Origin of the sequence: Massilia mucilaginosa (genome assembly GCF_011682145.1) — a bacterium.
GTDB classification, from domain to species: Bacteria; Pseudomonadota; Gammaproteobacteria; order Burkholderiales; family Burkholderiaceae_D; genus Telluria_A; species Telluria_A mucilaginosa.
Map to the genome: position 1 here is coordinate 1 of NZ_WHJH01000001.1, position 22,289 is coordinate 22,289.

The following is a 22,289-nucleotide window of genomic DNA, read 5'->3' on the forward strand; positions in this document are numbered from 1 at the left end:
GCGCCTCCAGCGTTTCCACACGGGCCAACAAGGCGTCGATATGGTCGAACAGCGCCATGATTACCTTGTTCTTGTCGGACTCGGAAAGCTTGGAAAGGTCGGGACGCGGGAGCTTGTTTGCCATGCCGCTATGATGAACGAAGCGTCCGGCGTTTACAACATGTATATTTCATCGTCACTCAGGCTGAACAGTTACGAAAATTTGTTCTGTGTCAGAGCGTGCGTGAAAGAGGCAGATTTTTTTACGCTTGTTCGATGAATGACAGCGCCAAGACCATCGCGCGCGTTGACGGCGTATTCCTGCTGCTGGGCTTTCGTGCAGGTGGAATAGTTTGGTCCGGCTGATCAGGAATTCATCGGTGGAGGGGCTGGACGCACCTTGGTGGCCTGTGCGCGCCTGACGTCGGCTGCGCCGGATCCGATCATGATCCGGCAACCGGACGCAAAAGTTCCCCACCGCACAAAAATTCACCTGCCTTCCCGAACAGATACGCGAGATTACTCATCATTGTCCTTGTCTGGCCATGTTTCGCACTTGCACGATGGAAATTGCATGCCAATGACATGTGCAGCTGCCACGTAACGCCGGTAAACCGCTATGATCACGGAACTTTTTGCAACGCGACAGGAAGATGTGGACGTCGTCCGTCGTTGTTGCCGTCAGTGTCAATTCCATTCACCACAAGAGTCACGCCCTGAAAATGCTCAGGACACAAAGGAGAAAAGTATGTTCAATCATGTGATGGTCGGTTCAAACGACATCGAGCGCTCGAAACGGTTCTACGATGCGCTGCTCGGCATGCTCGGCGCCGGCGAACCGATCCGCAATGTGGCCGGTTCCGGTCACATCCGTCTTTTCTATCGCCATGATGGCAACACGTTTTGCATCACCGAGCCGATCAATGGCGAAGAAGCGACCTGCGCCAACGGCGCGACCATCGGCTTCAAATGCAACTCGCCGGAGCAGGTAACGCAATTTCACGATGTCGCGGTGGCACATGGCGGCGTCTCCTGCGAAGGCCCGCCGGGCCTGCGTGAAAGCGACATGGGTTCCGTCTACTTGTCGTATGTACGCGATCCGGACGGCAACAAGCTCTGCGCATTGCACCGTCCCAAGTAAGCCGAACGATCGCGCCGGACAGCCGGCGACAATGCGCGGGCCATTGGCCCCGCAGTAAAGGCACAGATGCCATTTACCTTGTGTCACCCGGCCATCGTCATTCCCTTGCATCGATATGCAAGGGGTGTCACTTCCCTGCCGGCGCTGGCGATCGGCAGCATGATGCCGGACTTCGTCTACTTCTTTTCATTCGGTATGAGCGGCAGGTTCAGTCACAGCGTGCCCGGCATATTCCTGTATTGCGTTCCGGTCGGCGCCCTGGTGTATCTGCTGTATTGCGCACTGTTGAGGCCAGCATTCCTGGCGTGGCTGCCGCAAGCGCTCAGCGCCCGCATGGCGTGGCGCATCCCCATGCCTTTGCAGAGTGCGCGCGCGGCGTCGGCCCTGCTCGCCTCACTGGCAATCGGCGCGTCGACCCATATTATCTGGGATGCATTTACTCACCCCAACACAGTCCTAGTCTCGCGCATTGCACTGTTACGCACGCTGGTTCCAATCGGCGGTTTCCATCTACCCGCGTTCAAACTTCTTCAGCACACGAGCAGCCTGCTTGGATTCATCGTGATCGCCAGTTATAGCATGGCCTGGTTTTCACGCAGCGAGCCGGGGCCACCTTATCAGCCATCGTTCAGCAACAGACAGCGGCTATTGGCCCTGGCCGCGGTGGGTGGCGCAGCCATGCTCGGTGGGGCCTGGGGATTGCTGTTTCGAAGCACGAGATCCACCGAACACGCGCTGTTCAACATGGTGACGACGAGCATGGCTTTCGCCGCGATTGCCATCGTGCTCATTTGCGCCGCCTGGAAGGCACACGCGTTGATGCGGAATAGAACAGGCTGACGCTGCCGGGAATGGCGGCATGACGCCCCGCGCGCCATCAACTGCCCGCGTTGAGCGAAGTCAGCCGCATGCGAAAGTCGCGATGGTAGCTTGATAGCTCAGTTCAGCTACCTGCGAGATTCCCATGAGACTCTATTTCACCTCCGCCGCGCGTGCGCTGCTAACGGCCGGGCTTGCTTTGATGGCGCTACAGGCGCCGGCGCGCGCCGCCACCGTGACGATCAACTTCGACGCGGGGACGGCGCTGGGAGCCGAAGCCACCAATCTGTACGTGGCGCAGGGCGTGCGCTTTCCCTCGCGCCCCATCATCGCCGCCTTCTTCGGCAACCAGCTCCTGCAGCAAGGCGAAGAGCGCACATGCGGGCCGCTGATCGTCGAGATGAGCGCGCCGATGGGCGTGCGCGAAGTACGCCTGCGCGTCCTCAACCGCCACCTGCGCTCCTACAGCGTTGCCGCCTACGCGGGCGCGCTGCAAGTGGACCTGAACGAATTTTCCGCGCGCCCTCCCAGCTTCCTGGAGCCGCTGCCGCCGATGTCGCGCGATATTGTGCTGCGGGCGGGCGCCGATGAAGGCGACATTACGCGCATCGTCGCCACCCCGTCGGCGGACTGCTTCGACCACATGACCATCGACGACCTGGTGCTCACGACCGCCCGCGATATTGTTCCGATCGATCCAGTGCCGCCGCCGGTCCCGCCGAACGTCGTGTCAGTGCTCGCCTATGAAATGAGCCAGGGCGTGATGTCGCGCCTGACGCGGCCCGGCCGGAGCATCGATACCAGGCCGGACACGCGTCTGCAGGGCCTGCCGTCGAAGCGCCTGAGCTTTGTCGCCGGCCGCAACCTGGCGGTGCGCTTTTTCCTTGGCGCCAGCGAGCGCGACATAGCGGACTTCAATTCCGAACTGCTGATCGTGGTCACCGACCGCGACGGCACGGCGCGTACCAGGACCATCACGGAAAATACCGCTGGTGGCCGCAGCGTGCCGCGCACACGCGCCACAACCCCACTGGCTCAGCAGCGTGAACTGGTGCTGCGCCGGGCCCAGGTCGATTCCTCGCTCGACTATGTGATTCCAGGCACGTTCCTGGCCAATGCCCGCAGCATGCGGCTGAACCTGCGCGGCTCGGCGCGCTACGGTATCCTGCACCAGATAAACGTCTCGTTCAAAGGCCCCTACAGGATGGGGGTGAATCTGTTTCGTGTGCGCGATCCCGGCGCCGGCCCGACCCCGACCATGATCACCGGACAGCGCCTGGTGCGCTACCTGGAGGATATCTTTCCCGTCTCCGGCAATATCCGCCTGCGTCATGGCGGAACGCTGCCGGTCGACAGCACGGCCGCCACCGATTGCAGCACCATGCTGGGCAACCTTCACGCGGCAGCGGCCGGCACCACGGCCGGCACGGCGATCCTGAATGTCAACTACTGGTCGAATCTGTTTATCGCGCGCAACCCTCCCGGCTGCCTCGGCTACGGCTGGTATAACACCCCCGGAGCCTTGTCCAACCTGTCGCCCAGCACGGCAGGGCAGGAAATCGGCCACAACATCGGCATGAATCATGTGAGCAGCGGGCACGGCGAAAGTGCCGGCGGTACCCTTGGAGACTGGGAGGCATGGCCCTACCTCCACGGCGCGATCGGCGTGGTCGACGAGGCAAGCGGATTCAACGACGGCGCGTTCGGACTGATCATGCGGCGTAACGGCCCGCCTCCCCGCACGCCCGACGATTTCGGCACCTGGACCTTGAGTCCGATCGCACCGTGCCAGACGAGCACGGACACCTTGCTGTTTCCACGCTGCGCAGTGAGTGACAGCAACGTTGTCCACGATCTGATGTCCTACGGTCCCGCGCCTGCCCTGCCTGTCTGGGGCAATGAGCTGTGGATCTCGGACATCAATTTTTACCGTCTCCAGCAGTGGTTCGATCGCTGCATTGCGCTCGACCCGGCACACCGTTTCTTTACCGGATCGAGCGCCAGCTTCAATGATCCGGTCGGTGCGTGCACCCCCGCCGGCATCCGCGTCCTTCCCCCAGCGACCACGGCCGCCGCTGCCGCCACCAATCCGCGTGAAATCCTGCTTGTCTCCGGACGGATTGGTTCCGATGGTGCGCTTGCTGCCTTGCAGTTTGTGCGCAAGCTCACGACCGCCCAGCTGCCGCTGACGCCACCCGGGCCGCACGCGCTGGTCTTGCGCAACGCTAACGGGCAACAGGTGCGCATTCCGTTTGCCGAGCAGCGCGGCTCCGGCCATGTGCCCGATGTGCGCCAGTTTGCCGTGATCGCACCCTTCGATCCGGCGCTGCGGCAAGCGGTAATCGAGCTCAACGGCAAAGCGGTGCGCACGCTCGAACGCAGCGGACCGGCGCCGGCAATTGCCTTGCTGGCGCCGCAGGCTGGCGAACTGTGGCGATCGCCGCTGGCGCGCATCGGCTGGTCGCTCACCGGCCTCGCCCCGCAGGCCCTCGTGTATGCGCAGTACAGTCCGGACAACGGCGCCAGCTGGATACCGCTGGGACTGGTTCCGGCCTGGCGCAATTATCTGGAACTCGACATGCACGACTTGCAGCCTTCGAAACAGGCGCTGATCTACCTGTCCGTGTCGGAGGGCCTGCGCAGCGCTACCGCGCTCAGCAAGCCGTTCGTGATCGGCAACGTGGCCGCGCCGGCGCCGCCGGCAGGCGATGGCGCGGCCGGCCGGTGAGCTATCGTCGCGCTGCGCGGCGGTTGCGAGCAAGCCGACACTGCTTGCCCGGTAAACGACGACGGGGCCATTCAGGCCCCGTCGCTGCACACTACCGCGTTCCTGCTCAGTTACCCGCTTTGACCGCCGGCAGGTAAGGCATCAGGCGCGCCGCCATGCGCGTATCGGTCTTGAGCATCTCGATCTCGTCGGCCAGGATATGCGCCGCTTCCTGCAACATCACGTCCTTGGCATCCTTGGCCGCTTTTTCGGCGGCCAGTTCGGATGCCAGGTTGCGCTCGTCGGCCTGCAAGCCGTCGTCCTGGCGGTTCGGCTTGGTCGCAGCCGTCTTGGCCGCCTTGGCCGGCGGCGCCAGCTTGCTGCGCGCATCCTTGGCGTCGGCCACGTCGGCCGGCTCGTCGGTGACGGCGGCGCGCAGGGCTACCTGGCGTGCTTCGCGCTGCTTGGCCTTGGCTTCCAGCGCATCGCGTTCCTTGCGGCGCACCGCTTCGTTCAGCGAAATCACGTTGTCTTTGCGCAATTTACGCAGCTCGGCCATGTCTTCCTGCAAATACTGGAAGTCCTTGTCCTTGGCGATGCGCGTTTCGTGGCGCTTTTGCAGCGGTGCGATCAGCTGCTTCAGATTGCCCGACGGCGTGAACGCCACCGGCTTGATCGCCACCCACGGCAAGGCATTGTCGTAGCTCGACTCGCCGAAGCCTTCCGGGTCGGAAGTGACCGGCATCTTGATATCGGGCGTGACGCCGCGCAACTGCGTGGTGCCGCCGTTGATGCGGAAGAATTGCGCAATCGTCATCTTGAGCTCGCCGTAGCGGGCTTTTTCGCCCGGGTTGCCACGGTCGAGGTTGACCAGGGTCTGGACCGTACCCTTGCCGAAGCTCGGTTCGCCCAGCACCAGGCCGCGCCCGTAATCCTGGATCGCGGCGGCAAAAATCTCGGACGCCGAAGCCGAGCCACGGTTGATCAGCACGCCCATCGGGCCATCCCACGCCAGGCCGGCCTGGGTGTCGCTCTCGACCGCCACGCCGCCGTCGGCGCTGCGCTGCATCACGACCGGGCCCTTGTCGATGAACAGGCCGGTCAGCTCGACCGCTTCGCCCAGGGCGCCGCCGCCATTGTTGCGCAGGTCGATCAGCACATTGTCGACTTTTTCTTTCTTGAGCTCGCCAAGGATGCGGGCCACGTCGCGCGTGGCGCTCTTGTAGTCCTTGTCGCCGCGGCGGCGCGCTTCGAAGTCGAGGTAGAAGGTCGGCAGCGAAATCACGCCGACCCGGCGCTTGACGCCGCCATCCTTGACTTCGATGATGGTTTTCTTGGCGGCCTGCTCTTCCATGTTGATTTTCTTGCGCACCAGCGCCACCGTGACGGTCTTGCCGTCGGTGCCGGCGTCGACCGGCAGCACGTTCAGGCGCACCACCGATTCCTTGGGACCACGGATCAGCTGGACCACGTCGTCGATGCGCCAGCCGAGCACGTCGGTGAAGCCCGGCGAATCGGCCTGGGCCACGCCGACGATGCGGTCGCCGACCTTCAGCTTGCCGGACATGCCGGCCGGGCTGCCGACCACGATTTCGCGGATGACGGTGTAGTCTTCGCGCTGCTGCAGCACGGCGCCGATGCCGTCCAGCGAGAGCCGCATGGCGATGGCGAAATTGTCGGCCGAGCGCGGGCCGAGGTAGTTGGTGTGCGGCTCGATCGAGGTGGCGTAGGCGTTCATGAAGGTCATGAACACATCTTCGCTGTCCACTTTGCCCATGCGGCCGACGTAGTTTTCGTAGCGCTTGTCGAGCGTTTCGCGGATCGACTTGTCGTCTTTGCCGGCCAGCTTGAGGCGCAGCCAGTCGTTCTTGACGCGCTTGCGCCACAGGTCGCGCGCTTCCTCGATGTTCTTCGGCCAGGCCGCTTTTTCGCGGTCGATCTGGAAGGTTTCGTCGGTGGTGAAGTCGAACTTGCCTTTGAGCAGCTCACGCGAATACGCGAAACGCTCGTTGAAACGCTGCTGGTACAGGCTGTACATGGAAAACGGCGTGGTCAGGTTTTCGGCCCGGATCGCATCGTCGAGCTTGGTGCGGATAGGGTCGAAACCGTCGACATCGCTCTGCAGGAAATGCAGGCGGTCGCTGTCGAGGGATTTGAGGTAGCGGTCGAAAATCTTTTCCGACATCGCATCGTCGAGCGGGGTGACCTTGTAGTGGTGGCGTCCGAAGACCGTGGCGGCCCAGACGGCGGCCTGGGTTTGCGTGGCAACCGGCTTGAGCGGCGTGGCGCCGGCTTTGGCAGGCTGGGCGACCGCCTTGACGGGCTGCGGGACTGCCGCGTGTGTCGTCGCGGCAAATGCCAGTGCGACCATCAACATGTGCTTCTTCATTCGTTGTCTCTCCGAGCGGGAACTGGTGTTATCTGCGGGCGAAACCGTGCAGTGCAAGGGCGCCCAGCCGCTAAATCGGCTACTGCCGCTGATTCTAACAGGATAGTGGCGTGGGGCAGAGCCACCGACGCACCGGCGCGAAACCGAGCTTACGGGCTGGTGGCCTTAGGGGTTCATGGATTTACAAATTGAAACAGGTGTGGCCGGAAGTGAAACAGCAGCCAGAGTCCCGCGCCGATAATGAACAGATACGGCCAGGAGCGCAGCGCGATGCGCCAGTCGACCATCGACGGCCAGAACGACAGGAACTGGGGCGCCAGCGCCAGCGCGATGAGCAGGTCGCGCGGGTCGAACTGCCAGGGGCCGCGCGTGCGCCACCAGGCCACGCAGAACGGCAGCAGCACGATCACCAGCGGCGCCAGCGCGGCCGGGGCGGCGTTGTACCAGCGCACCCGGGTCAGGGTGACCGAGCCCAGTTCCCAGTGCCGCCCTACCCGGCGCGGAATCACGGTGAACGAGGCCGGCCGCGCGCCGGTCAAGAGACCGGCAACGAAGTGGGCCAGTTCGTGGCAGATGGTGCCGGCGACGGTGAACAGGAAAAAGAAGGGATGCGCCCCGGCCAGCACCCGGATCACCAGCGCCAGCCCGACCGAGGGCGCGAGGTAGAGGAGCATGTCTTTCATGCGGGGAATTGGCCGGCGTTCATCGCCGAATTTATACCATAGACCAGCCTGGCAAGACGCGGGCATGCTATCGTGCGCGGCTTAATAGAACTGGCAATCCCAGCGCCACTGGCCATCGGCCGCGCGGAAGAAGTAGCCGACGCCATTGTCGCCCCACATCCAGCCGGCCTTCTCTTCCGAGCCGATCTGGAACACGAAATCGTGGCTCCCGACGCCGTGCTGGATTTCGTAGGGATAGCCGCCCACCTTGGTGCCCATATTGCGCGTAAAGCCGTCGAAAAACGCGTCGGTCGCGGCCTCGTCGTCATTGACCGGCGCCAGGTCGACGAGTTCCCAGGCTCCCTCCCAGCCCGGCGCATCGTCGTCCACGCGGCGCCAGCGGATGGGAAACGGCTTGATGCGCTGCGCCACCTGCGGCAGCGCCACCAGGCCGTCGAGGCTGGCGTACTCCCGGATCAGCCATCCTTCGCCATGCGGCAAGTCGAAGGGATGGCGCGACTGGTTGTGGAACAGCACCAGCAAAGCCACATCGCGCAACTGCGCGGGAACGTACGGCAGTTCGTCCACGCGGATTTGCAGCAGCGGGAACATGGGTGCGCCTTCAAATTCGGGCAAGGTTTCATGCGGCAAGCCGGCGCCGCGCCCGAACCAGGAGGTGAGCGGGTCTTGCGGCGGACGAAAGCCGCCGATGGTGGCCAGCGCGGCGCTGCGCAGGTGCTGGCGCAGCCGGTCCAGCTGGGCGCGGGCGTCCGGATTCATCCTGCGCTGTAGCGCTGTTCCAGCGCAAGCACCAGGCGCTGCACATCGGCGGCGTAAAAGCCGGACGAATTGAGGGTATTGATTTCGACGATCTTCATGCCCTCGGCGCAATCGCAGGCGTCGATCACGAACGTTTCGTGCGGCGACCATTCGCCGATGCGCGCCGCGACAAACTGCGTGAGGCGTTCATCGACATCGCTCGCATAGATCACCTGGCTGCCGCGCTTGTACAGCGACTGCGTGACGATCTCGCCGCCCACCACCCAGAAACGGTATTCGGCGTAAATGGCGACCGGACGCGATAACTGGATCAGGGTATCCGGCGCCAGGCTGCCAGCGCGGTTTGGCGCCGCAGCGCAGACGGCGTGTTGCCAGGCGCTGAAGGCGTCGGCATCGAACACGCGCCCCGCAAAGTACTTGGAATCGTGGACCGGGCGCACGAACATGCGCTCGCCGCTGAAACGGGCCTCGCGCACGCTGCTTACCACGGCGCCGGCGTTGAGCATATGCCCGCCCCAGTGCGCGCGCTGCTGTTCGAAATCCTGCGCATACAGATCGAACACCCCCGGAACCCAGCCGTGTTTCGCCGCCACGTGCCGCATCGAATACGACCCGATGCACATCACGTTGGCGTGAGCGATGACGGGCGCGGGCAGCAGCTCACCGGTTTTCGGCACCACCGCGTGCACCGAACAGGCGATGCCGAAGCGCTCGAGCGTGGCGATCAGGGCATCCCAGCCGTTCTCGGACAAAAAACCTTCTTGCAGAATCCAGTGCACTGCGCTTCCCTTGCACAAAAGAATATCCCCGGCAACACAGCCGCCACGCACATACATGGCCCGGCAGTGTCAGCGGGGATGAAGATGGATCACGGGTTGGCCAGCCGGGCCGCATCGCGGCCGGACGGGGACGACTCGCTCTATTTATGGAACGCTTCGACCTTGCCTTTGAGTTTGATCAGCATCGGATGGCCCTTGCGGTCCAGTGCTTTGCCGGATGGAATCTTGATCCAGCCTTCGCTGATGCAGTATTCCTCGACGTTGACGTATTCTTTGTCGTTGAGCTTGATAACGACGTCGCGTTCGAACGCCGCTTCATTGTGAAAAGGGCAGCGCGGGTCGATCGACAGGCGGTCGGGCAATGGGGGGAGTGTAGTGGTATCGTTCATGAGGCGAATTATCCCCCAGATTCGCGGCGAGTACAACGCTCTTCGATGCCGCCTTCTGCGTCAATGGCAAGTATGGCATCATGCGCCTTTCGGGCGACTTGCCCAACTTGAAAGGACACCATGACAGCTCTGACACGATTCGCCGATGCCGAAAACGCCATGTACGATGGCCGCCATGACGAGGCGCTGCAAGGCTTTGTCTGGTTCTACCAGCACGCCCTGGAAGAAGATGCGGCGCTGGAAGAAATGCGCTACTACTTGATCGGCATGTGGGTCGAACTGGGCCAGGCCTACCCCAAGGCGCTCGACGCGCTGCGCACCATCCGCGCCGACAAGGAAAAGGCCCTGCTGGCCGGCGCGAACGACCGTGAAGTGTTCTGGGATATCGTCATCATCGATGCGGAACTCGGCGATACGGCGGCGACCTATCAGTTCTACAAGGCCCTGGCCGCGGCCTCGCCGGTGTTTGCCGCCGACTGTGCGCTGATTGCCATGCCGGCCATTGTGGAAGCGCAGGACTATGCCCTGGCGGCCAAACTGATGCCGCCGGCGGAGCCGTTCGTGCGCGAAATGGCGCGCGTGCTCGAACAGGACATTGCGGCAATCAAACAGCGGCCCTATTCGCCAGCGCCCGAGCGCCGCGCCGAGATCACGACCTACGTCAGCGAAGTCAGGCGGGTACTGACCGTCCTGGCTGGCAACGGAGATCCGCATGAAGCGGACCACATCAAGGCCCTGGCAGTCAATCTGATCAAGAGCCCGTCGGTACGCCGGGATGTCGCGGCGGGACTGGGCAAGCGTTCCAGAGGGTAACCCTGGCTCACGCCGCCGCGTAAGCTTGCAGCAGCGCTTTCTCGTTTGCCGCGTCGGCAATATGCAGCAACACCGTTTGCCTCAGTTCCAGCACCGGATGCGCGGCGTCGTATTTGCAAAAGCCGAACACCTCCTCGATCGGATCGTCCGCATGCCAGGAGGTGGGAATGAAATGCTGGTCGGGGATATCGCCGAAGTCGAATGCTTCGATATTGGCCATATCGACCGCGTCATCCCAAGAACTGCAGTCGACGCCCCAGGCGATCATGTAGCGGCAACCGGATTTGACGATCCAGTCGCTCACCTGCGATTGCCATTCGGGCGCGCCGGCCGCATCGGCGATGACCACCATTTTGTACGGCGCCGGCCGCACCCGCCCGGTGGGCAGCGTGCCGGGCGCCAGATGCATATAGGTGACAGGATGGGACATGCAAACACCTCCTTACCCTCGGGCCACGTCAGCCCGCGTAAAAACACCGGCCGCAAGCCTGGCGGTATTGCTCGTTGCCGCCGATGGACACTTGCTCGCCTTCCCTGATCCGCTTGCCCTGCGCGTCCACGCGGATATTCATCGTGGCTTTTTTCCCGCAGGTGCAGATATTCTTCAATTCCTCGATATCGTCGGCCAGCGCCAGCAAATAGGCCGATCCGGGAAACGGCTCGCCCCGGAAATCGCTGCGCAAACCGTAGCAAATCACCGGCACGCCGCGCACCTGCGCCAGCTGGTGCAATTGCTGCACCTGCGCGGTCGATAAAAACTGCGCTTCATCGACCAGCACGCACGCCACTTTCGGCGCATCGGTCAGGAAATCGGTCGCGCTATCGAACATGTCGACCTCGCGCTGCGGACCCAGGCGTGATGTCACCTGCCCCACGCCATAACGGCTGTCGATCGCGGCCGTGTACAGTTTTACCTGCTGGCCCTGCTCTTCATAGTTATGCGCTACTTGCAGCAGCGCTGTCGACTTGCCGGCGTTCATCGCCGAATACCTGAAATAAAGTTTTGCCACTGCGTGTTCCCACCGAATGAAGCGCGTCATTATAGCAAGCGCGGCGGGCGCGACTGTTGCATCTTGGTATCAGCGGGCGAAATCGACGACCACCTTGCCGGGCGCATGCCCGCCGTGGCTTTGCTCGATCGCCTGCGCCAGGCCATCGATGCCGGTGACGCGGGCAATCGTCGAGCGTACCGTCCCCGCGGCGACCATGGCGGCGATGTCGCTCAATTGCTGCCGGTGCGGCACCATCGCGAACCACAGGCCGCGCCGCCCGGCCGGTGCGCGCGCGCCGATGTCGGGTGCGGCCGTGCTGACGATGGCGCCGCCGTCGGCCAGCACCTGCCAGGAGCGCTCGAGCGTGTCGCCGCCGACCAGATCGAGCACCAGGTCGATATCGCGCACCTGCTCTTCGAAGCGTTCGGCGTGACGGTCGATCACGCGCTCCGCGCCCAGCGCCAGCACATGGCCGCGGCTCGACGCCGACGCGGTGGCCAGCACCACGGCGCCCGCCGCTTTTGCAAACTGCACCGCAAAGCCCCCAACCGCGCCGGCCGCGCCGTGGATCAGCACCTGCCGGCCGGCCAGCAGCGGGCCGGCGGCGCGCAATGCCTGCCACGCGGTCAGGCTGGCCACCGGCAGCGCCGCGGCCTGCACGTAATCCATCGCCTGCGGTACCAGCGCCAGCTTGTGCGCCGCCACCGCCACCACGTCGGCATACGCTCCCAGGGCGCCAAACGGTCCCATGACCCGGTCGCCCGGCGCAAAGCCGGTCACGCCGTCGCCGAGCGCCATCACCTCCCCGGCCAGCTCGATGCCGAGGGTGGCCGGCAGCGCGAGCGGGAATACCGCTTGCAGATAGCCCTGGCGGATCTTCCAGTCCAGCGCATTGACGCCGGCGGCGCGCACCCGCACCAGCACCTCGCCGGCTGCCGGCGCGGGTACGTCGACCTGGTCGACCCGCACCACATCGGCGCCGCCGTAGGCGTGAATGCGAACGGCGCGGTTCATGCCGCTTCTCCCAGCGCCGGGTAGTCGGTGTACCCGGCCGTGCCGGGTGAATAGAAGGTCGCCGCGTCGGGCGTGTTGAGCGGCGCGCCCTGACGCAAGCGCTGCACCAGGTCGGGGTTCGCCAGGTACAGGCCTCCAAACACTGCCGCGTCGGCACGCTGCGCGCCGATGGCCGCGCCGGCGCTCTCTTTTGCCAAGCCGCCGCCCTGCAGGTAGGCGCCGGCGAACAGCGGGCGCAGCGCCGCGTGGTAGTCGAACGATGTCTTGAACTGGGCCACGTGCAGGTAGGCCAGCTTGAGGGGAGCGAGCTGGCGCACCAGATAGCTGTAGGTCTCCTGCGGCGTGGCGTCGCTGATGTCGTTAAAGCCCATCTCCGGCGCGATCTTGATGCCGACACGCGCACCGCCCGCCTCGCCCGCCATCGCGGCCAGCACGTCGAGGATGAAACGCGCGCGGTTTTCAAGCGAGCCGCCGTATTGGTCGGTGCGCTCGTTGGTGGACGAGGACAGGAACTGCTCCGGCAAATAGCCCGATGCCGCATGCAGTTCGACCCCGTCGAAGCAGGCGGCGAGCGCGTTGCGGGTCGCCATCCGGTACTCGTCGATCACGCCTTGCACCTCGCTGATGGACAATGCGCGCGGCTGCGTCAGTTCGAGCGGTCCGGTGGCGGTGTAGACCGTGCCGGCCGGCGTGATCGCCGATGGCGCCAGCGGCGCCGCGCCGTCCGGCAGCATGCTCGGATGCGACATGCGCCCGCAGTGCATCAGCTGCATGAAAATGCGTCCACCCTTGCGGTGCACGGCGTCGGTGACATCCTTCCAGGCGGCGATCTGCGCGTCCGTGTGAATGCCGGGCGTGCGTACATAGCCCTTGCCCATCGGGCCGGGGAAGGTCCCTTCGGTGATCAGGAGGCCGGCGTCGGCGCGCTGCGCGTAATATGTGGCGACGGCGGCGGACGGCACGCCGCTGGCGTCGTCGGAGCGCGAGCGCGTCATCGGCGCCATCACGATGCGGTTGGGCAGTGTCAGTTGGCCGAGTTCGAGCGGGGTGAATAAGGTGTTCATCTGTTTCCCTTCTGGCTGAGTGAAAAGCCATGGTACATTGCTGCACCAATGAGACAAACAGACAAAATCAAGATTCACTGCTGCATAAATGGAGCAATCGACATGCAACTACTGAACTACATGCAGCTCTACGTGGAAGTGGCCAAGACCAGGAATTTCCGCAAGGCGGCCGATACCCTGGGCATGTCGAGCTCCACGCTGTCGCGCAATATCGCCGCGCTGGAAAAAGAAATCGGCGTACGGCTGCTGCACCGCTCCACGCGCCGGGTCGAGCTGACCGAGGCCGGGCAAGCGTACTTCAACCGCTGCCAGGGCATCGTCGAAGAAGCCAACGTGGCGCACGAAGCGCTGCGCGGCGATGCGGCCCGCCCGAGCGGCACCTTGCGCATCTCGATGCCGGTGGACCTGGCGATCAACTACCTGGCGCCGCTGCTGGCCGAATTCGCCGTGGCCTACCCGCTGATCGACTTCGAACTCGACGCCGCTTCGCGCCGGGTCGACCTGCTGGCCGAACCGTTCGACCTGGCGATCCGCATGGGACCTGCGCCGACGGCGCCATCGACCCTGGTCGCGCGCCGGATCGCGCTGCTGGAGCGCCAGCTGTACGCGGCGCCGGCCTACCTCGATCGGGCGCCGCCGCTCGATCATCCGGACGACCTGATACGCCACGCCTTGTGCGCCGCCCCGGGCATCCGGCAGGATGGATGGACGCTGTTCAACGGCGCGGCCAGCCGCACGGTGCCGGTCAATGCGCGCTTCCTGATGAACAGCGTGGGCCTGAGCCGCGCGCTGGCGGCCGAGGGAGCGGGCATCGCAATCCTCGACGAGGTGATCGCGCGCGAGGAACTGGCGTCGGGACGGCTGCTGCGGGTGCTGCCGGAATGGCGCCTGGCGCCGATTCCAGTGCATGCGATTACCGATACGCGCCTGGTCTCGGCGCGCACGCGGCTGTTCGTCGATTTTTTGAAGGCGCGCCTGGAGCCGCGCAATTCAGACCGGTAGTACGCGCGCGGGGTTGCCGACCGCCGTCGCGCCGGCCGGCACGTCGCGCGTGACCACGCTGCCGGCGCCGATGACGGCATCGTCGCCGATGCTCACGCCGGGCAGGATGATGGCGCCGCCGCCGATCCACACATTGCGCCCGATGCTGATCGGACGCCCGAATTCCAGGCCCGCGCGGCGCTCTGCCGGGTCGCGCGGATGGTCGGCCGTGTAAATCTGCACGGCCGGCCCGATCTGCGTGCCCTCGCCGATGGTCACGCTCACCACGTCGAGAATGACGCAGTTGAAGTTCAGGAAAACGTCTTTGCCGAGGTGGATGTTGTAGCCGTAATCGCAGTGAAACGGCGGGCGGATCACCGCGCCCTCGCCCACCGCGCCAAGCTGCGCGGCCAGCAGCACGCGGCGCGCCGACGCCGACTCGCCCAGGGCGGCGTTGTAGCGCACCATCCACGCCTTGGCGGCCGACTGGTCGGCATGGATCTCACCGTCGCCGGGGCGATACGCTTCGCCGGCCAGCATCTTCTGTTTTTCGCTCATGCTCATTGATCGCTCCTGTCGCCGGGATGGTATTTGCGTTCGAGATGCTTCTCGATATCGGCTTTGTAGAACAGCACATCCTTGAACTGCCCCTTGCTGTACATCTCGGCCTGGTCGCTGAAATGCGGCGAGGCCGGATTGCTGCTGTTGCCCCCGGCCAGAATGCTCTTGGCGCGTACGCGCGGCCCGAACTCCACGGCCGCCACGAAGCTGTTGCCACGGTCGCCGTAAATGCGCCTGGTTTTTTGCGGCGCCACCATGCCGAAAGCGGCCAGCGAGCCCCAGTTGGCCGACGCGAACGCCACCGGAAAACTCGGCTTGGCGTCGTCGTACCGCTGCTTGATGTCGCCGCTGGCGCGCTGGAAGCGGTTGATCTCGCCCCATGGCGTTTGCCAGGTGCCGAAGTCGGCCTCCAGCTTGGCCGTGGCGCGCACCAGCGCTTGCAGGCGCTCGGCCGGCGCAAGGCTGTCGCGGATGAAATCGACCGTCGGCACGCCCTGCGCTTTGGCGGCGGCTGACGCTTTCTCGACCATGTCCTGGCCCCAGTAGATGGCCAGCGAGGTCGGCACCGAATCGACGCCGTAGCGGCGGTCCCACGCGCGCAAGGCCGCCATCTGTGGCGCCAGTTGCGCCCTGAGCGCGTCGCCTGCGGGCAGTTCGTCGTAGGCGGCGGCGAGTGAGGCGATCAGCGGGTCGAAGGCGGTCAGGTGGCTGTCGTAGGCGGCGGCGATCAGGCTGTCGAGGGTGAAGTCCTTGCGTTTGTCGAGCACGGCGACCGCATGCAGGCCGCGCGCGTTTTCCGGCAGCGACCACATATACAGAGGATAGTCCTGCCGGCGCGGGCTGTTCGCACCCGCCGCCGCGAACGGCCAGTTGTTGGTGTTCTGGATCCAGCCGCTGGCCGGATTGAGCAGCGTGATGGTCTCGTCGATGGCGTGCAGGCCTTGCCACTCGGTGGCCGGATTGCTGCCGTCGACCGGCTTCTTCCAGTCGAAAGCGGTGTCGCGCTTCGGCACAAAATTCCCGTGGAAGTAGGCGATGCTGCCGTCGGCATCCGCATACACGGTATTGTTCGACGAATTGGTGCGCAGCTCCATCGTCTTGCGGAACTGTTTGTAATTGCGGGCCTTGGTGCGCGTGTACGACTGCGTCAGGGCCTTGAGCGGCTCCTCCATCAGCTTGACCGCGACCCATTTGCCGCCCTCCTCGCGCACCACCGGGCCGTGGTGGCTGAAGTAGGCGGTGACGGTCTTGCTGGCCATGCCGCCGGCGCTCTTGTAGGGCAAGGTCACCTTCACTTCACGCAGGGCGCGCTCGCCGCTGCCGTACCGGTAGACGTAGCTGCCGTCTTTTTCGGTCACGGTTTCGAGGTACTCGTCGATCACATCGCCGCCGCCCGAGGTGTGCATCCAGCCAGCCTTGTCGTTGAAGCCCTGGTAGACGAAGAACTGGCCCCAGGTCACCGCGCCGTAGGCGTTCAGGCCCTCGTCGCTGACGACGTGGACTTCGGGGCGGAAGTAGAACGAGGTGTGCGGGTTGATCAGCAGGAGTGCGCGCCCGGACGCGCTCAGTTTGGGCGCGATAGCGAAGCCGTTCGAGCCGCGCGGTTCGCGGTCGAGCGCATTCGGCGAGCCGGCCAGCGCCAGCGCGCTCTTCTTGCCATAGAACCGTTCCAGCTCCTTGAGGTCGATCGACTCGATATCGCCGCCGATGCTGCCTTCGCTGAATGCGAGCGCCATCCACGGTTCGAAATGCGTGATCAGCCTGGGTTTGACCTCGGGATGGGTGTGCAGGTAGAAGTTCAGGCCATCGGCAAAGGCGACCATCAATTTTTTGAGCCACGCCGGGCTGGCCGCGTACTTGGCCCGCATGTCCTCGGGCGTGACGAACATTTTCATGCGCAGGTCGCGCCAGATTTCGGCCTCGCCTTCGACTTCCGCCAGGCGCCCGAGCGCGTTGATGTAATTGAGTTCGACCCGGTTGAAATCGTCCTCCGCCTGCGCGTACAGCAGGCCGAAGACGGCGTCGGCGTCGGTCTTGCCGAAGACGTGGGGAATGCCCCACTTGTCGCGCATGATGGTCACGCGCCGCGCTGTCCTGTTCCAGCGCGCCTGTTCGGGCGTCACAGCTGATGACACGCCGGCGCGCTTGTCCAGCGCGGCGCCGGCGGGCAGCGCGGCTGCAACGGTGGCGCAGCCAAGCAGTGTCGAAACGAGAAAGGGTCGAAGCATCGATGAATCTCCTGACGATTTTCAAAAGCGGGACACGCCCGCGCGCAGCTACGCGGCGGTCTCGCCCAGGGCCGCAAGGCGCTCCCTGAGGGCGTCGTTCTCGGCGCTGAGGGTGTCGACCTTCTCGCGCAGGGTCGCCACCTGGGCGCGCAGGTCGGCTTCGGCGTCGGCCGCCGGCTCCTTGGGCGGACGGCTCGATGCTTTCTGTTCGCGCACCTGGCGCGCCGCCTGCTGGAGTTCCTTGCGTCCGCCGGCCACTGCCGCGATCTGCACCGATTCGGGCAGCGACGCCACGTTGGCGGCGGCGTTGATCGAGATGGTCCCCGAGCGCACCGCTTCGACCAGCTGCGGCGTGGCCGCCTTCTGGATGCGTTCGATCTGGCTGATGGTATTGCTCGACACGCGCGCGGCCTTGGCCACGTCTTCGCGCGTGTTCCAGGGTGGCGACTCGGGCACCTTGGCCGCGTCGGGCGCGGCAGCTTGCGGACTTTCCGGTTCGGCCGCGCGCTGGGCCACACGGGCGGCGACGATATCCTTCTTGCGCAGCGCAAGCACGCCGCGCTGGTAGTCCGATACGCTGCGGCGCGCCAGGTGGTTATCGATCATCCACAGCATGACGTCGTCGAGCGAGGCGAAGGTCGCGTTCTGCACCGTTTTGAAGGGGATGCTGTGTTTCTGGCAGATTTCGTAGCGATTGTGGCCGTCGATCAGCACATCGTTCCACAGCACCAGGGCGTCGCGGCAGCCCTCGGCCAGCAGGCTGCGTTCGAGCGCGGCGTATTCGTTGGCGGTGAGCGGGTCGATGAAGGAACGCAGTTCCTCGTTGATAGTGATGTTCAATTCGTGTCCTTGTAAGTACTGCGGCGGGCCGGACTGCGGCACGCCGCCACGAATGCTACACCATACCGCTGGCGAGGGGAATCAAACGGGCGCTACGCCTCACGCGGCGCCGGCCGGCTGCGCGCAGTTGCCGCTCCAACTTATCCGGGATAAGGTGGGCACGGCGGGCCGAAACAACTAATCGTCTGACGCATTGCGATCGTCGCTGTCCGACGATGTCGACGAGCTGCAGCTGCCCGATGAACTCGACGAACCGAAGCCGGACCATGATGACGAGGAGCTGGAGCTGGGGCTGGAGTCGGAGTCGGAGCCGGGTTTGGAGCTGGAGCTGGGCCCGGAGCAATGCGGCGAGCTCGACGAGTCGGAGTTGTACGACGACAAACTCGTCGGCCTGGAATATCCGTCGTCGTCCGGCAGACTGCTCCACCTTCCACCACCACGTCCGTGATAGCTCTCCGCTGACGGCGCTGTGTGCGATCGCAGCGTCGTGTAGGATTCGTCGTAATACATCGGAACGGCATCAGCTTGAGGTGTCGATGTCCGCCCGGCCTCGTCGTCCTTGTCCTCCTCGTCCTTGCGGCGCGGCCGTTTCGGGCCCTGCGCTGAGGTCCTGGCGGCTGGTTTGCCAAAAATTGATGCCGTGACCGGCACTGGCCTGTTTCCTGCCTCGCGCTTCTGCAGGGATTCGCGGACGCGGCGATCCCGCCGACGCTCGGCAAGCGAGACCATCCACACTCCAATTGCGACAAAGCCAAACAGAAGTATCACGGAAAACATATGTCTCTCTCGATGTGCACGCGCGGATCCGCATGCGGCGACCAGTCAGGTCTTCACTTCTCTCAAACGCGAATGCGCCCGTAGCTACTATAGCTTGATTGGAGTGGGAAATTACATCGGGCAATCGACGCCGTGTGGAGGCCGCAGCGTGCGGGGCATCGTCGCGGGAAACGAATCGCGCCGGCAAAATGGATTTTGCGGAAAAGGTGGCGGAGCTTTGAACTAAGCAAAACCCCGCCATTGCTGGTGCCCGGAACCGGAATCGAACCGGTACGCCCTTACGAGCACGAGATTTTAAGTCTCGGGTGTCTACCAGTTTCACCATCCGGGCAGCGGGCAAGATTTTAGCACAGGATATGGTCGATACGGCCACTTTTCCGGCGATTGCCACTGCTGCCCGCTTGCGCATGGCGATCGGGGATGCGCGTCCGCGCGGGAACCAAAAGGCGTTTCGCTGGTCTGAAAGATAACAAGCGGCCACCCTGGCCGGCACCGACGCCATGCGAGATCACAATGTCCGACAACCCCTACGCCCCGCCGCAAGCGACCGGGGGCACCATGACCGGCGATACCAGGCTGAGCCCGCCAATCTGGAATCCAGGCGCGGCAGCCGCATGGTGCCTGGTGTTTGGCATTATGTTTGGTTCCTGGATTCATATGAAAAACTGGCAAGTCCTGGGCAAGCCCGACAAGGCGGCGGCATCGAAGCGCTGGCTCATCGGCAGTGCGCTGCTTTTCCTCTTCTCGTTCACGCTGGCGTTCGCCAAGCCGGAGTCGCTGTCGGGGTCGCTTGGCAGGTTCAACTTCATCTTCAGCCTCGCCGCGCTTGTCGCCTGGTACGTCATCAGCGCGCGCGAGCAGATCCGCTTCGTCGCCACCACGTACGGCAAGAACTACCAGCACCGGAGCTGGGGCACGCCATTGCTGTATGGCTTGCTGGTTCTTGTCGGCGTTGGCGTCGCCGGGGCCATCGCGGGGATCATCATGGCCGTTGTCAGCCGGGCGGCGTGACCGTCCACCCTTAAACGTTGCAGCTTCCTGCGCGGAATGGATAAATATGCGCAGCGGCGTCGATTATAGTTACAATTTGGACAAGTCATCTGATAACATACCATTTCCAATAATGCAACATCAGAGGGATGGACATGACTTACCTTATTCGCAAAACATTGATCGCCAGCGCCAGCGCGCTGCTGGCCTGCGGCGCGCTGGCACCGGCGTTCGCCGCCGACTGGCCCAGCGCTTATACCAAGTGCGCCACCGAAAAAGAAACCTGCGCCGTCGGCGCCACCAAGCGGAAAGTGTCGTATGGCGCTGCGAACAAGTGGGTCACCAAGACCTTGTCCGGCAATGTGGCATGCACCAATGCGACCTTCGGCGATCCTGTCTCCGGCACGAAAAAGTACTGTGCGATTGGACCGCTGACGCCTACCCCGACTCCCACGCCGACGCCGACGCCGACGCCGACTCCGACTCCGACGCCAACGCCCACGCCAACCCCGACGCCGGCGGTCGACCAGGGCAGCACAAGCACTGCCTGGGCCTCCGGCTGCGCCACCACCAAGCCGGAGACCACGCCCGGCACCTGGGTCGCCGGCGGCCCCTCGCCCGACCGCGCGAACTACAAGCTGGTCAAGGAATCGGCGCACTTCGCCTTCTACTCGGACGAAAAGATCTCCGACGCCGACCTCACCCTGGCCGTCAACACACTCGAAAACACGGTGTGGCATAACCTCTTCAATGCCAACCTGTTCATGCCCGAGCCCTTCGTCAACACCCCGAACAAAATCAAGCCGTCGATCCACATCCACTCCACCGACGGCTTGACTGCCGGCGGTTGGGCGCGCGACCGCATCGGCATGTGGATCGGGCCCGGCGCCCTGCTCGACCACTGGGGCCTGACCCACGAGTTCACGCATGCGTGGCAATCGTGGTGGATGTCGAACGGTGGCCTGAACTGCACCAATCCGCACAACTGCCGCGCCATCGCCGAAGGCCACGCCAACTACACCGCGCACCAGCTGCCCGAGTACAAGAACGAAGCCCATTGCAGCGAAATGCTGACCAACGCGCCGCACCTGTACCTGGGATCGAGCCGCGACCAGTACTGCAACTGGCAGTACATGGAATACCTGAAGGACAAGCAATGCCCGGCCGCGGTCAGCCAGATCTTCACCACCCCGGGCAGCGACACCTTCGCCAATATCCAGAAGTCGCGCGGATGGAGCGTGTCGCAGCTGAATGACTTCTTCGGCGACTGGGCCATGCACAATGTGGTGTGGGACTACAAGGCCACGCCGGCCGCCTTCCGCAACAGCTTCGGCAACATCACGCAGACCGACAAGTCGGAGCGCATGCACCGCCTGATGCCGCTCGAAGCGCTCGACACCGGCTGGGCCGCCAATCGCCGCTTCGTCTCGCCCTACTACGGCGCGCCGCAGCGTTTCGGCTACAACGTGGTGCGCCTGTATCCTGCCGCGGGCGCCAGCACGGTGAGCGTCAAGTTCCGCGGCGCGAACCAGGCCGGCTCGAACGCCGACTACCGCTGGGGCCTGGTCGCGACCAACGCGCAATTCACGTCGGCGCGCTACAGCGCCATGCAGAAGGGTCTCGACGCCAACCTGACCTTCGCCGTCAAGGCCGGCGAGCCGCTGTTCATGGTGGTGACGGCTACGCCGTCGGTACTACAGGTGATCAACGGCGAGCAGGATTACGCCAGCATCTGGCGCTATCCCTACATGATCGAAGTGGCCAATGCCTGGCCGCAGGGCTTCCAGAACGGCCAGCGCGATCCGTGCCCGGCGGGGACGGCGCGGCATGCCAACGGCGGCGGCTGCGCGCCGTCGACCACATCGGCCAGCGCGTACGTCGGACCGTATGCGACTGTCCTTCCAGGCACTTCGGTGACGGGCAATGCGCGCATCGAAGACCAGGCCATCGTTGCCAACGGCTCGGTATCGGGTGGCACGGTGGGCGGCTTGAGCATCATCGGCGAGCGTGGCAACAACGGCGACAACGCCTTCATCGTCGGCGGCTCGGCCCAAGTGCGCACCACGTTCTACCCGCTGGGATTCTTCGAGCGTGGCCAGGCCGCATCGGGCAGCCTGAATCTGTACGGCGATGTGGAATACCGCGGGGAAGGCCTCAATCTCAGTTCAGGTAACCGCTCCGGCTTCGTCGATGCCGAATCGACGGTGGGACAGGCCGTCGACATCAATAGCAAGGTGCGTCCGGTGTGGCGGCCTTGATCGGCCCCGCGTAGAAGCGATGCACGTTTTCCGGTCGCGCCACCGCATGCGGCGGCGGCGCAACCGGACGAGGCCAGCCGCGTCAAGCCAAAGCCGGTTTCTCCGGCGAGGTTTTTGTCCGCAACG

General features: G+C 64.3%; 20 protein-coding genes and 1 tRNA gene. 8 read left to right on the top strand and 13 right to left on the bottom strand.

All coding sequences use genetic code 11. The features are described 5' to 3' along the window. The first annotated feature begins 727 nt into the window (after positions 1–727). From F2P45_RS00005 to F2P45_RS00015, 3 genes are all read left to right on the top strand, one after another. A complete protein-coding gene (locus F2P45_RS00005) occupies positions 728–1,120 on the top strand; it encodes a VOC family protein (protein WP_166869732.1) in 393 nt (130 codons plus the stop codon). Positions 1,121–1,186: 66 nt separating this feature from the next. After that, entirely contained in the window at positions 1,187–1,960 is a 774-nt protein-coding gene (locus F2P45_RS00010; RefSeq protein ID WP_166869733.1) for a DUF4184 family protein, read from the top strand. A gap of 124 nt (positions 1,961–2,084) precedes the next feature. Then, positions 2,085–4,667: a hypothetical protein gene (locus tag F2P45_RS00015; protein ID WP_166869734.1), complete on the top strand. Its 2,583-nt coding sequence runs from the start codon at positions 2,085–2,087 to the stop codon at positions 4,665–4,667. Positions 4,668–4,773: 106 nt separating this feature from the next. Here F2P45_RS00015 and F2P45_RS00020 read toward each other — a convergent pair whose 3' ends face one another. The 5 genes from F2P45_RS00020 to F2P45_RS00040 all read right to left on the bottom strand — a co-directional run bounded on the left by F2P45_RS00020 (position 4,774) and on the right by F2P45_RS00040 (position 9,645). Beyond that, positions 4,774–7,035, bottom strand: a complete 2,262-nt coding sequence (locus F2P45_RS00020) for a carboxy terminal-processing peptidase (RefSeq protein ID WP_166869735.1) — start codon at positions 7,033–7,035, stop codon at positions 4,774–4,776. Positions 7,036–7,208: 173 nt separating this feature from the next. After that, positions 7,209–7,709, bottom strand: a complete 501-nt coding sequence (locus tag F2P45_RS00025) for a hypothetical protein (protein ID WP_166869736.1) — start codon at positions 7,707–7,709, stop codon at positions 7,209–7,211. Between the two features lie 90 nt (positions 7,710–7,799). Further along, positions 7,800–8,477, bottom strand: a complete 678-nt coding sequence (locus F2P45_RS00030; protein ID WP_166869737.1) for a DUF1963 domain-containing protein — start codon at positions 8,475–8,477, stop codon at positions 7,800–7,802. Then, positions 8,474–9,256: an ATP-grasp domain-containing protein gene (locus F2P45_RS00035; RefSeq protein ID WP_166869738.1), complete on the bottom strand. Its 783-nt coding sequence runs from the start codon at positions 9,254–9,256 to the stop codon at positions 8,474–8,476. The genes F2P45_RS00030 and F2P45_RS00035 overlap by 4 nt, the downstream gene beginning before the upstream one ends. Positions 9,257–9,396: 140 nt before the next feature. Beyond that, positions 9,397–9,645, bottom strand: a complete 249-nt coding sequence (locus tag F2P45_RS00040; RefSeq protein WP_166869739.1) for a DUF3297 family protein — start codon at positions 9,643–9,645, stop codon at positions 9,397–9,399. A 120-nt stretch (positions 9,646–9,765) separates the two neighbouring features. Here F2P45_RS00040 and F2P45_RS00045 point away from each other — a divergent pair, with 120 nt between their 5' ends. After that, complete coding sequence (locus F2P45_RS00045; protein WP_166869740.1) at positions 9,766–10,458, top strand: hypothetical protein; 693 nt, start codon at positions 9,766–9,768, stop codon at positions 10,456–10,458. A gap of 7 nt (positions 10,459–10,465) precedes the next feature. On the opposite strand, the gene F2P45_RS00050 is transcribed toward F2P45_RS00045, so the two are convergent. From F2P45_RS00050 to F2P45_RS00065, 4 genes are all read right to left on the bottom strand, one after another. Beyond that, a complete protein-coding gene (locus F2P45_RS00050) occupies positions 10,466–10,888 on the bottom strand; it encodes a DUF7684 family protein (RefSeq protein WP_166869741.1) in 423 nt (140 codons plus the stop codon). Positions 10,889–10,916: 28 nt separating this feature from the next. Next, positions 10,917–11,468, bottom strand: a complete 552-nt coding sequence (locus F2P45_RS00055) for a thymidine kinase (protein WP_166869742.1) — start codon at positions 11,466–11,468, stop codon at positions 10,917–10,919. Positions 11,469–11,537: 69 nt separating this feature from the next. After that, a complete protein-coding gene (locus F2P45_RS00060; RefSeq protein WP_166869743.1) occupies positions 11,538–12,464 on the bottom strand; it encodes an NADP-dependent oxidoreductase in 927 nt (308 codons plus the stop codon). Next, positions 12,461–13,528 (bottom strand): alkene reductase, encoded by a 1,068-nt coding sequence (locus F2P45_RS00065; protein WP_166869744.1) that lies wholly within the window; start codon positions 13,526–13,528, stop codon positions 12,461–12,463. Before F2P45_RS00065 ends, F2P45_RS00060 begins: the two co-directional genes overlap by 4 nt. A 102-nt stretch (positions 13,529–13,630) precedes the next feature. Here F2P45_RS00065 and F2P45_RS00070 point away from each other — a divergent pair, with 102 nt between their 5' ends. Continuing rightward, positions 13,631–14,530, top strand: a complete 900-nt coding sequence (locus tag F2P45_RS00070; RefSeq protein ID WP_166869745.1) for a LysR family transcriptional regulator — start codon at positions 13,631–13,633, stop codon at positions 14,528–14,530. Here the strand turns inward: F2P45_RS00070 and F2P45_RS00075 are convergent. The 3 genes from F2P45_RS00075 to F2P45_RS00085 are packed head-to-tail and all read right to left on the bottom strand — an operon-like array spanning position 14,519 to position 18,138. After that, complete coding sequence (locus F2P45_RS00075; protein WP_166869746.1) at positions 14,519–15,073, bottom strand: sugar O-acetyltransferase; 555 nt, start codon at positions 15,071–15,073, stop codon at positions 14,519–14,521. The genes F2P45_RS00070 and F2P45_RS00075 overlap by 12 nt on opposite strands. Then, positions 15,070–17,298 (bottom strand): acylase, encoded by a 2,229-nt coding sequence (locus F2P45_RS00080; RefSeq protein WP_166869747.1) that lies wholly within the window; start codon positions 17,296–17,298, stop codon positions 15,070–15,072. The genes F2P45_RS00075 and F2P45_RS00080 overlap by 4 nt, the downstream gene beginning before the upstream one ends. A 48-nt stretch (positions 17,299–17,346) precedes the next feature. Then, entirely contained in the window at positions 17,347–18,138 is a 792-nt protein-coding gene (locus F2P45_RS00085; RefSeq protein WP_166869748.1) for a hypothetical protein, read from the bottom strand. Between the two features lie 193 nt (positions 18,139–18,331). Between F2P45_RS00085 and F2P45_RS00090 the strand changes: the two genes are divergently transcribed. Further along, positions 18,332–18,586: a hypothetical protein gene (locus F2P45_RS00090; RefSeq protein WP_166869749.1), complete on the top strand. Its 255-nt coding sequence runs from the start codon at positions 18,332–18,334 to the stop codon at positions 18,584–18,586. 573 nt (positions 18,587–19,159) lie between these two features. Here F2P45_RS00090 and F2P45_RS00095 read toward each other — a convergent pair. Continuing rightward, a tRNA-Leu gene (locus F2P45_RS00095) sits at positions 19,160–19,246 on the bottom strand. A gap of 227 nt (positions 19,247–19,473) precedes the next feature. On the opposite strand from F2P45_RS00095, the gene F2P45_RS00100 reads away from it, so the two are divergent. Both F2P45_RS00100 and F2P45_RS35525 read left to right on the top strand, forming a co-directional pair. After that, entirely contained in the window at positions 19,474–19,926 is a 453-nt protein-coding gene (locus F2P45_RS00100; protein WP_223164646.1) for a hypothetical protein, read from the top strand. 134 nt (positions 19,927–20,060) lie between these two features. Beyond that, positions 20,061–22,163, top strand: coding sequence for a DUF6055 domain-containing protein (locus F2P45_RS35525; protein ID WP_223164647.1), 2,103 nt, complete (start codon positions 20,061–20,063; stop codon positions 22,161–22,163). Positions 22,164–22,289: the final 126 nt, after the last annotated feature.

Coding starts and splice junctions, on each gene's coding strand:
- F2P45_RS00005 (WP_166869732.1), top strand. CDS start 728: ATGTTCAATCATGTGATGGTCGGTTCAAACGACATCGAGCGCTCGAAA.
- F2P45_RS00010 (WP_166869733.1), top strand. CDS start 1,187: ATGCCATTTACCTTGTGTCACCCGGCCATCGTCATTCCCTTGCATCGA.
- F2P45_RS00015 (WP_166869734.1), top strand. CDS start 2,085: ATGAGACTCTATTTCACCTCCGCCGCGCGTGCGCTGCTAACGGCCGGG.
- F2P45_RS00020 (WP_166869735.1), bottom strand. CDS start 7,035: ATGAAGAAGCACATGTTGATGGTCGCACTGGCATTTGCCGCGACGACA.
- F2P45_RS00025 (WP_166869736.1), bottom strand. CDS start 7,709: ATGCTCCTCTACCTCGCGCCCTCGGTCGGGCTGGCGCTGGTGATCCGG.
- F2P45_RS00030 (WP_166869737.1), bottom strand. CDS start 8,477: ATGAATCCGGACGCCCGCGCCCAGCTGGACCGGCTGCGCCAGCACCTG.
- F2P45_RS00040 (WP_166869739.1), bottom strand. CDS start 9,645: ATGAACGATACCACTACACTCCCCCCATTGCCCGACCGCCTGTCGATC.
- F2P45_RS00045 (WP_166869740.1), top strand. CDS start 9,766: ATGACAGCTCTGACACGATTCGCCGATGCCGAAAACGCCATGTACGAT.
- F2P45_RS00050 (WP_166869741.1), bottom strand. CDS start 10,888: ATGTCCCATCCTGTCACCTATATGCATCTGGCGCCCGGCACGCTGCCC.
- F2P45_RS00060 (WP_166869743.1), bottom strand. CDS start 12,464: ATGAACCGCGCCGTTCGCATTCACGCCTACGGCGGCGCCGATGTGGTG.
- F2P45_RS00065 (WP_166869744.1), bottom strand. CDS start 13,528: ATGAACACCTTATTCACCCCGCTCGAACTCGGCCAACTGACACTGCCC.
- F2P45_RS00070 (WP_166869745.1), top strand. CDS start 13,631: ATGCAACTACTGAACTACATGCAGCTCTACGTGGAAGTGGCCAAGACC.
- F2P45_RS00075 (WP_166869746.1), bottom strand. CDS start 15,073: ATGAGCATGAGCGAAAAACAGAAGATGCTGGCCGGCGAAGCGTATCGC.
- F2P45_RS00080 (WP_166869747.1), bottom strand. CDS start 17,298: ATGCTTCGACCCTTTCTCGTTTCGACACTGCTTGGCTGCGCCACCGTT.
- F2P45_RS00100 (WP_223164646.1), top strand. CDS start 19,474: ATGACCGGCGATACCAGGCTGAGCCCGCCAATCTGGAATCCAGGCGCG.
- F2P45_RS35525 (WP_223164647.1), top strand. CDS start 20,061: ATGACTTACCTTATTCGCAAAACATTGATCGCCAGCGCCAGCGCGCTG.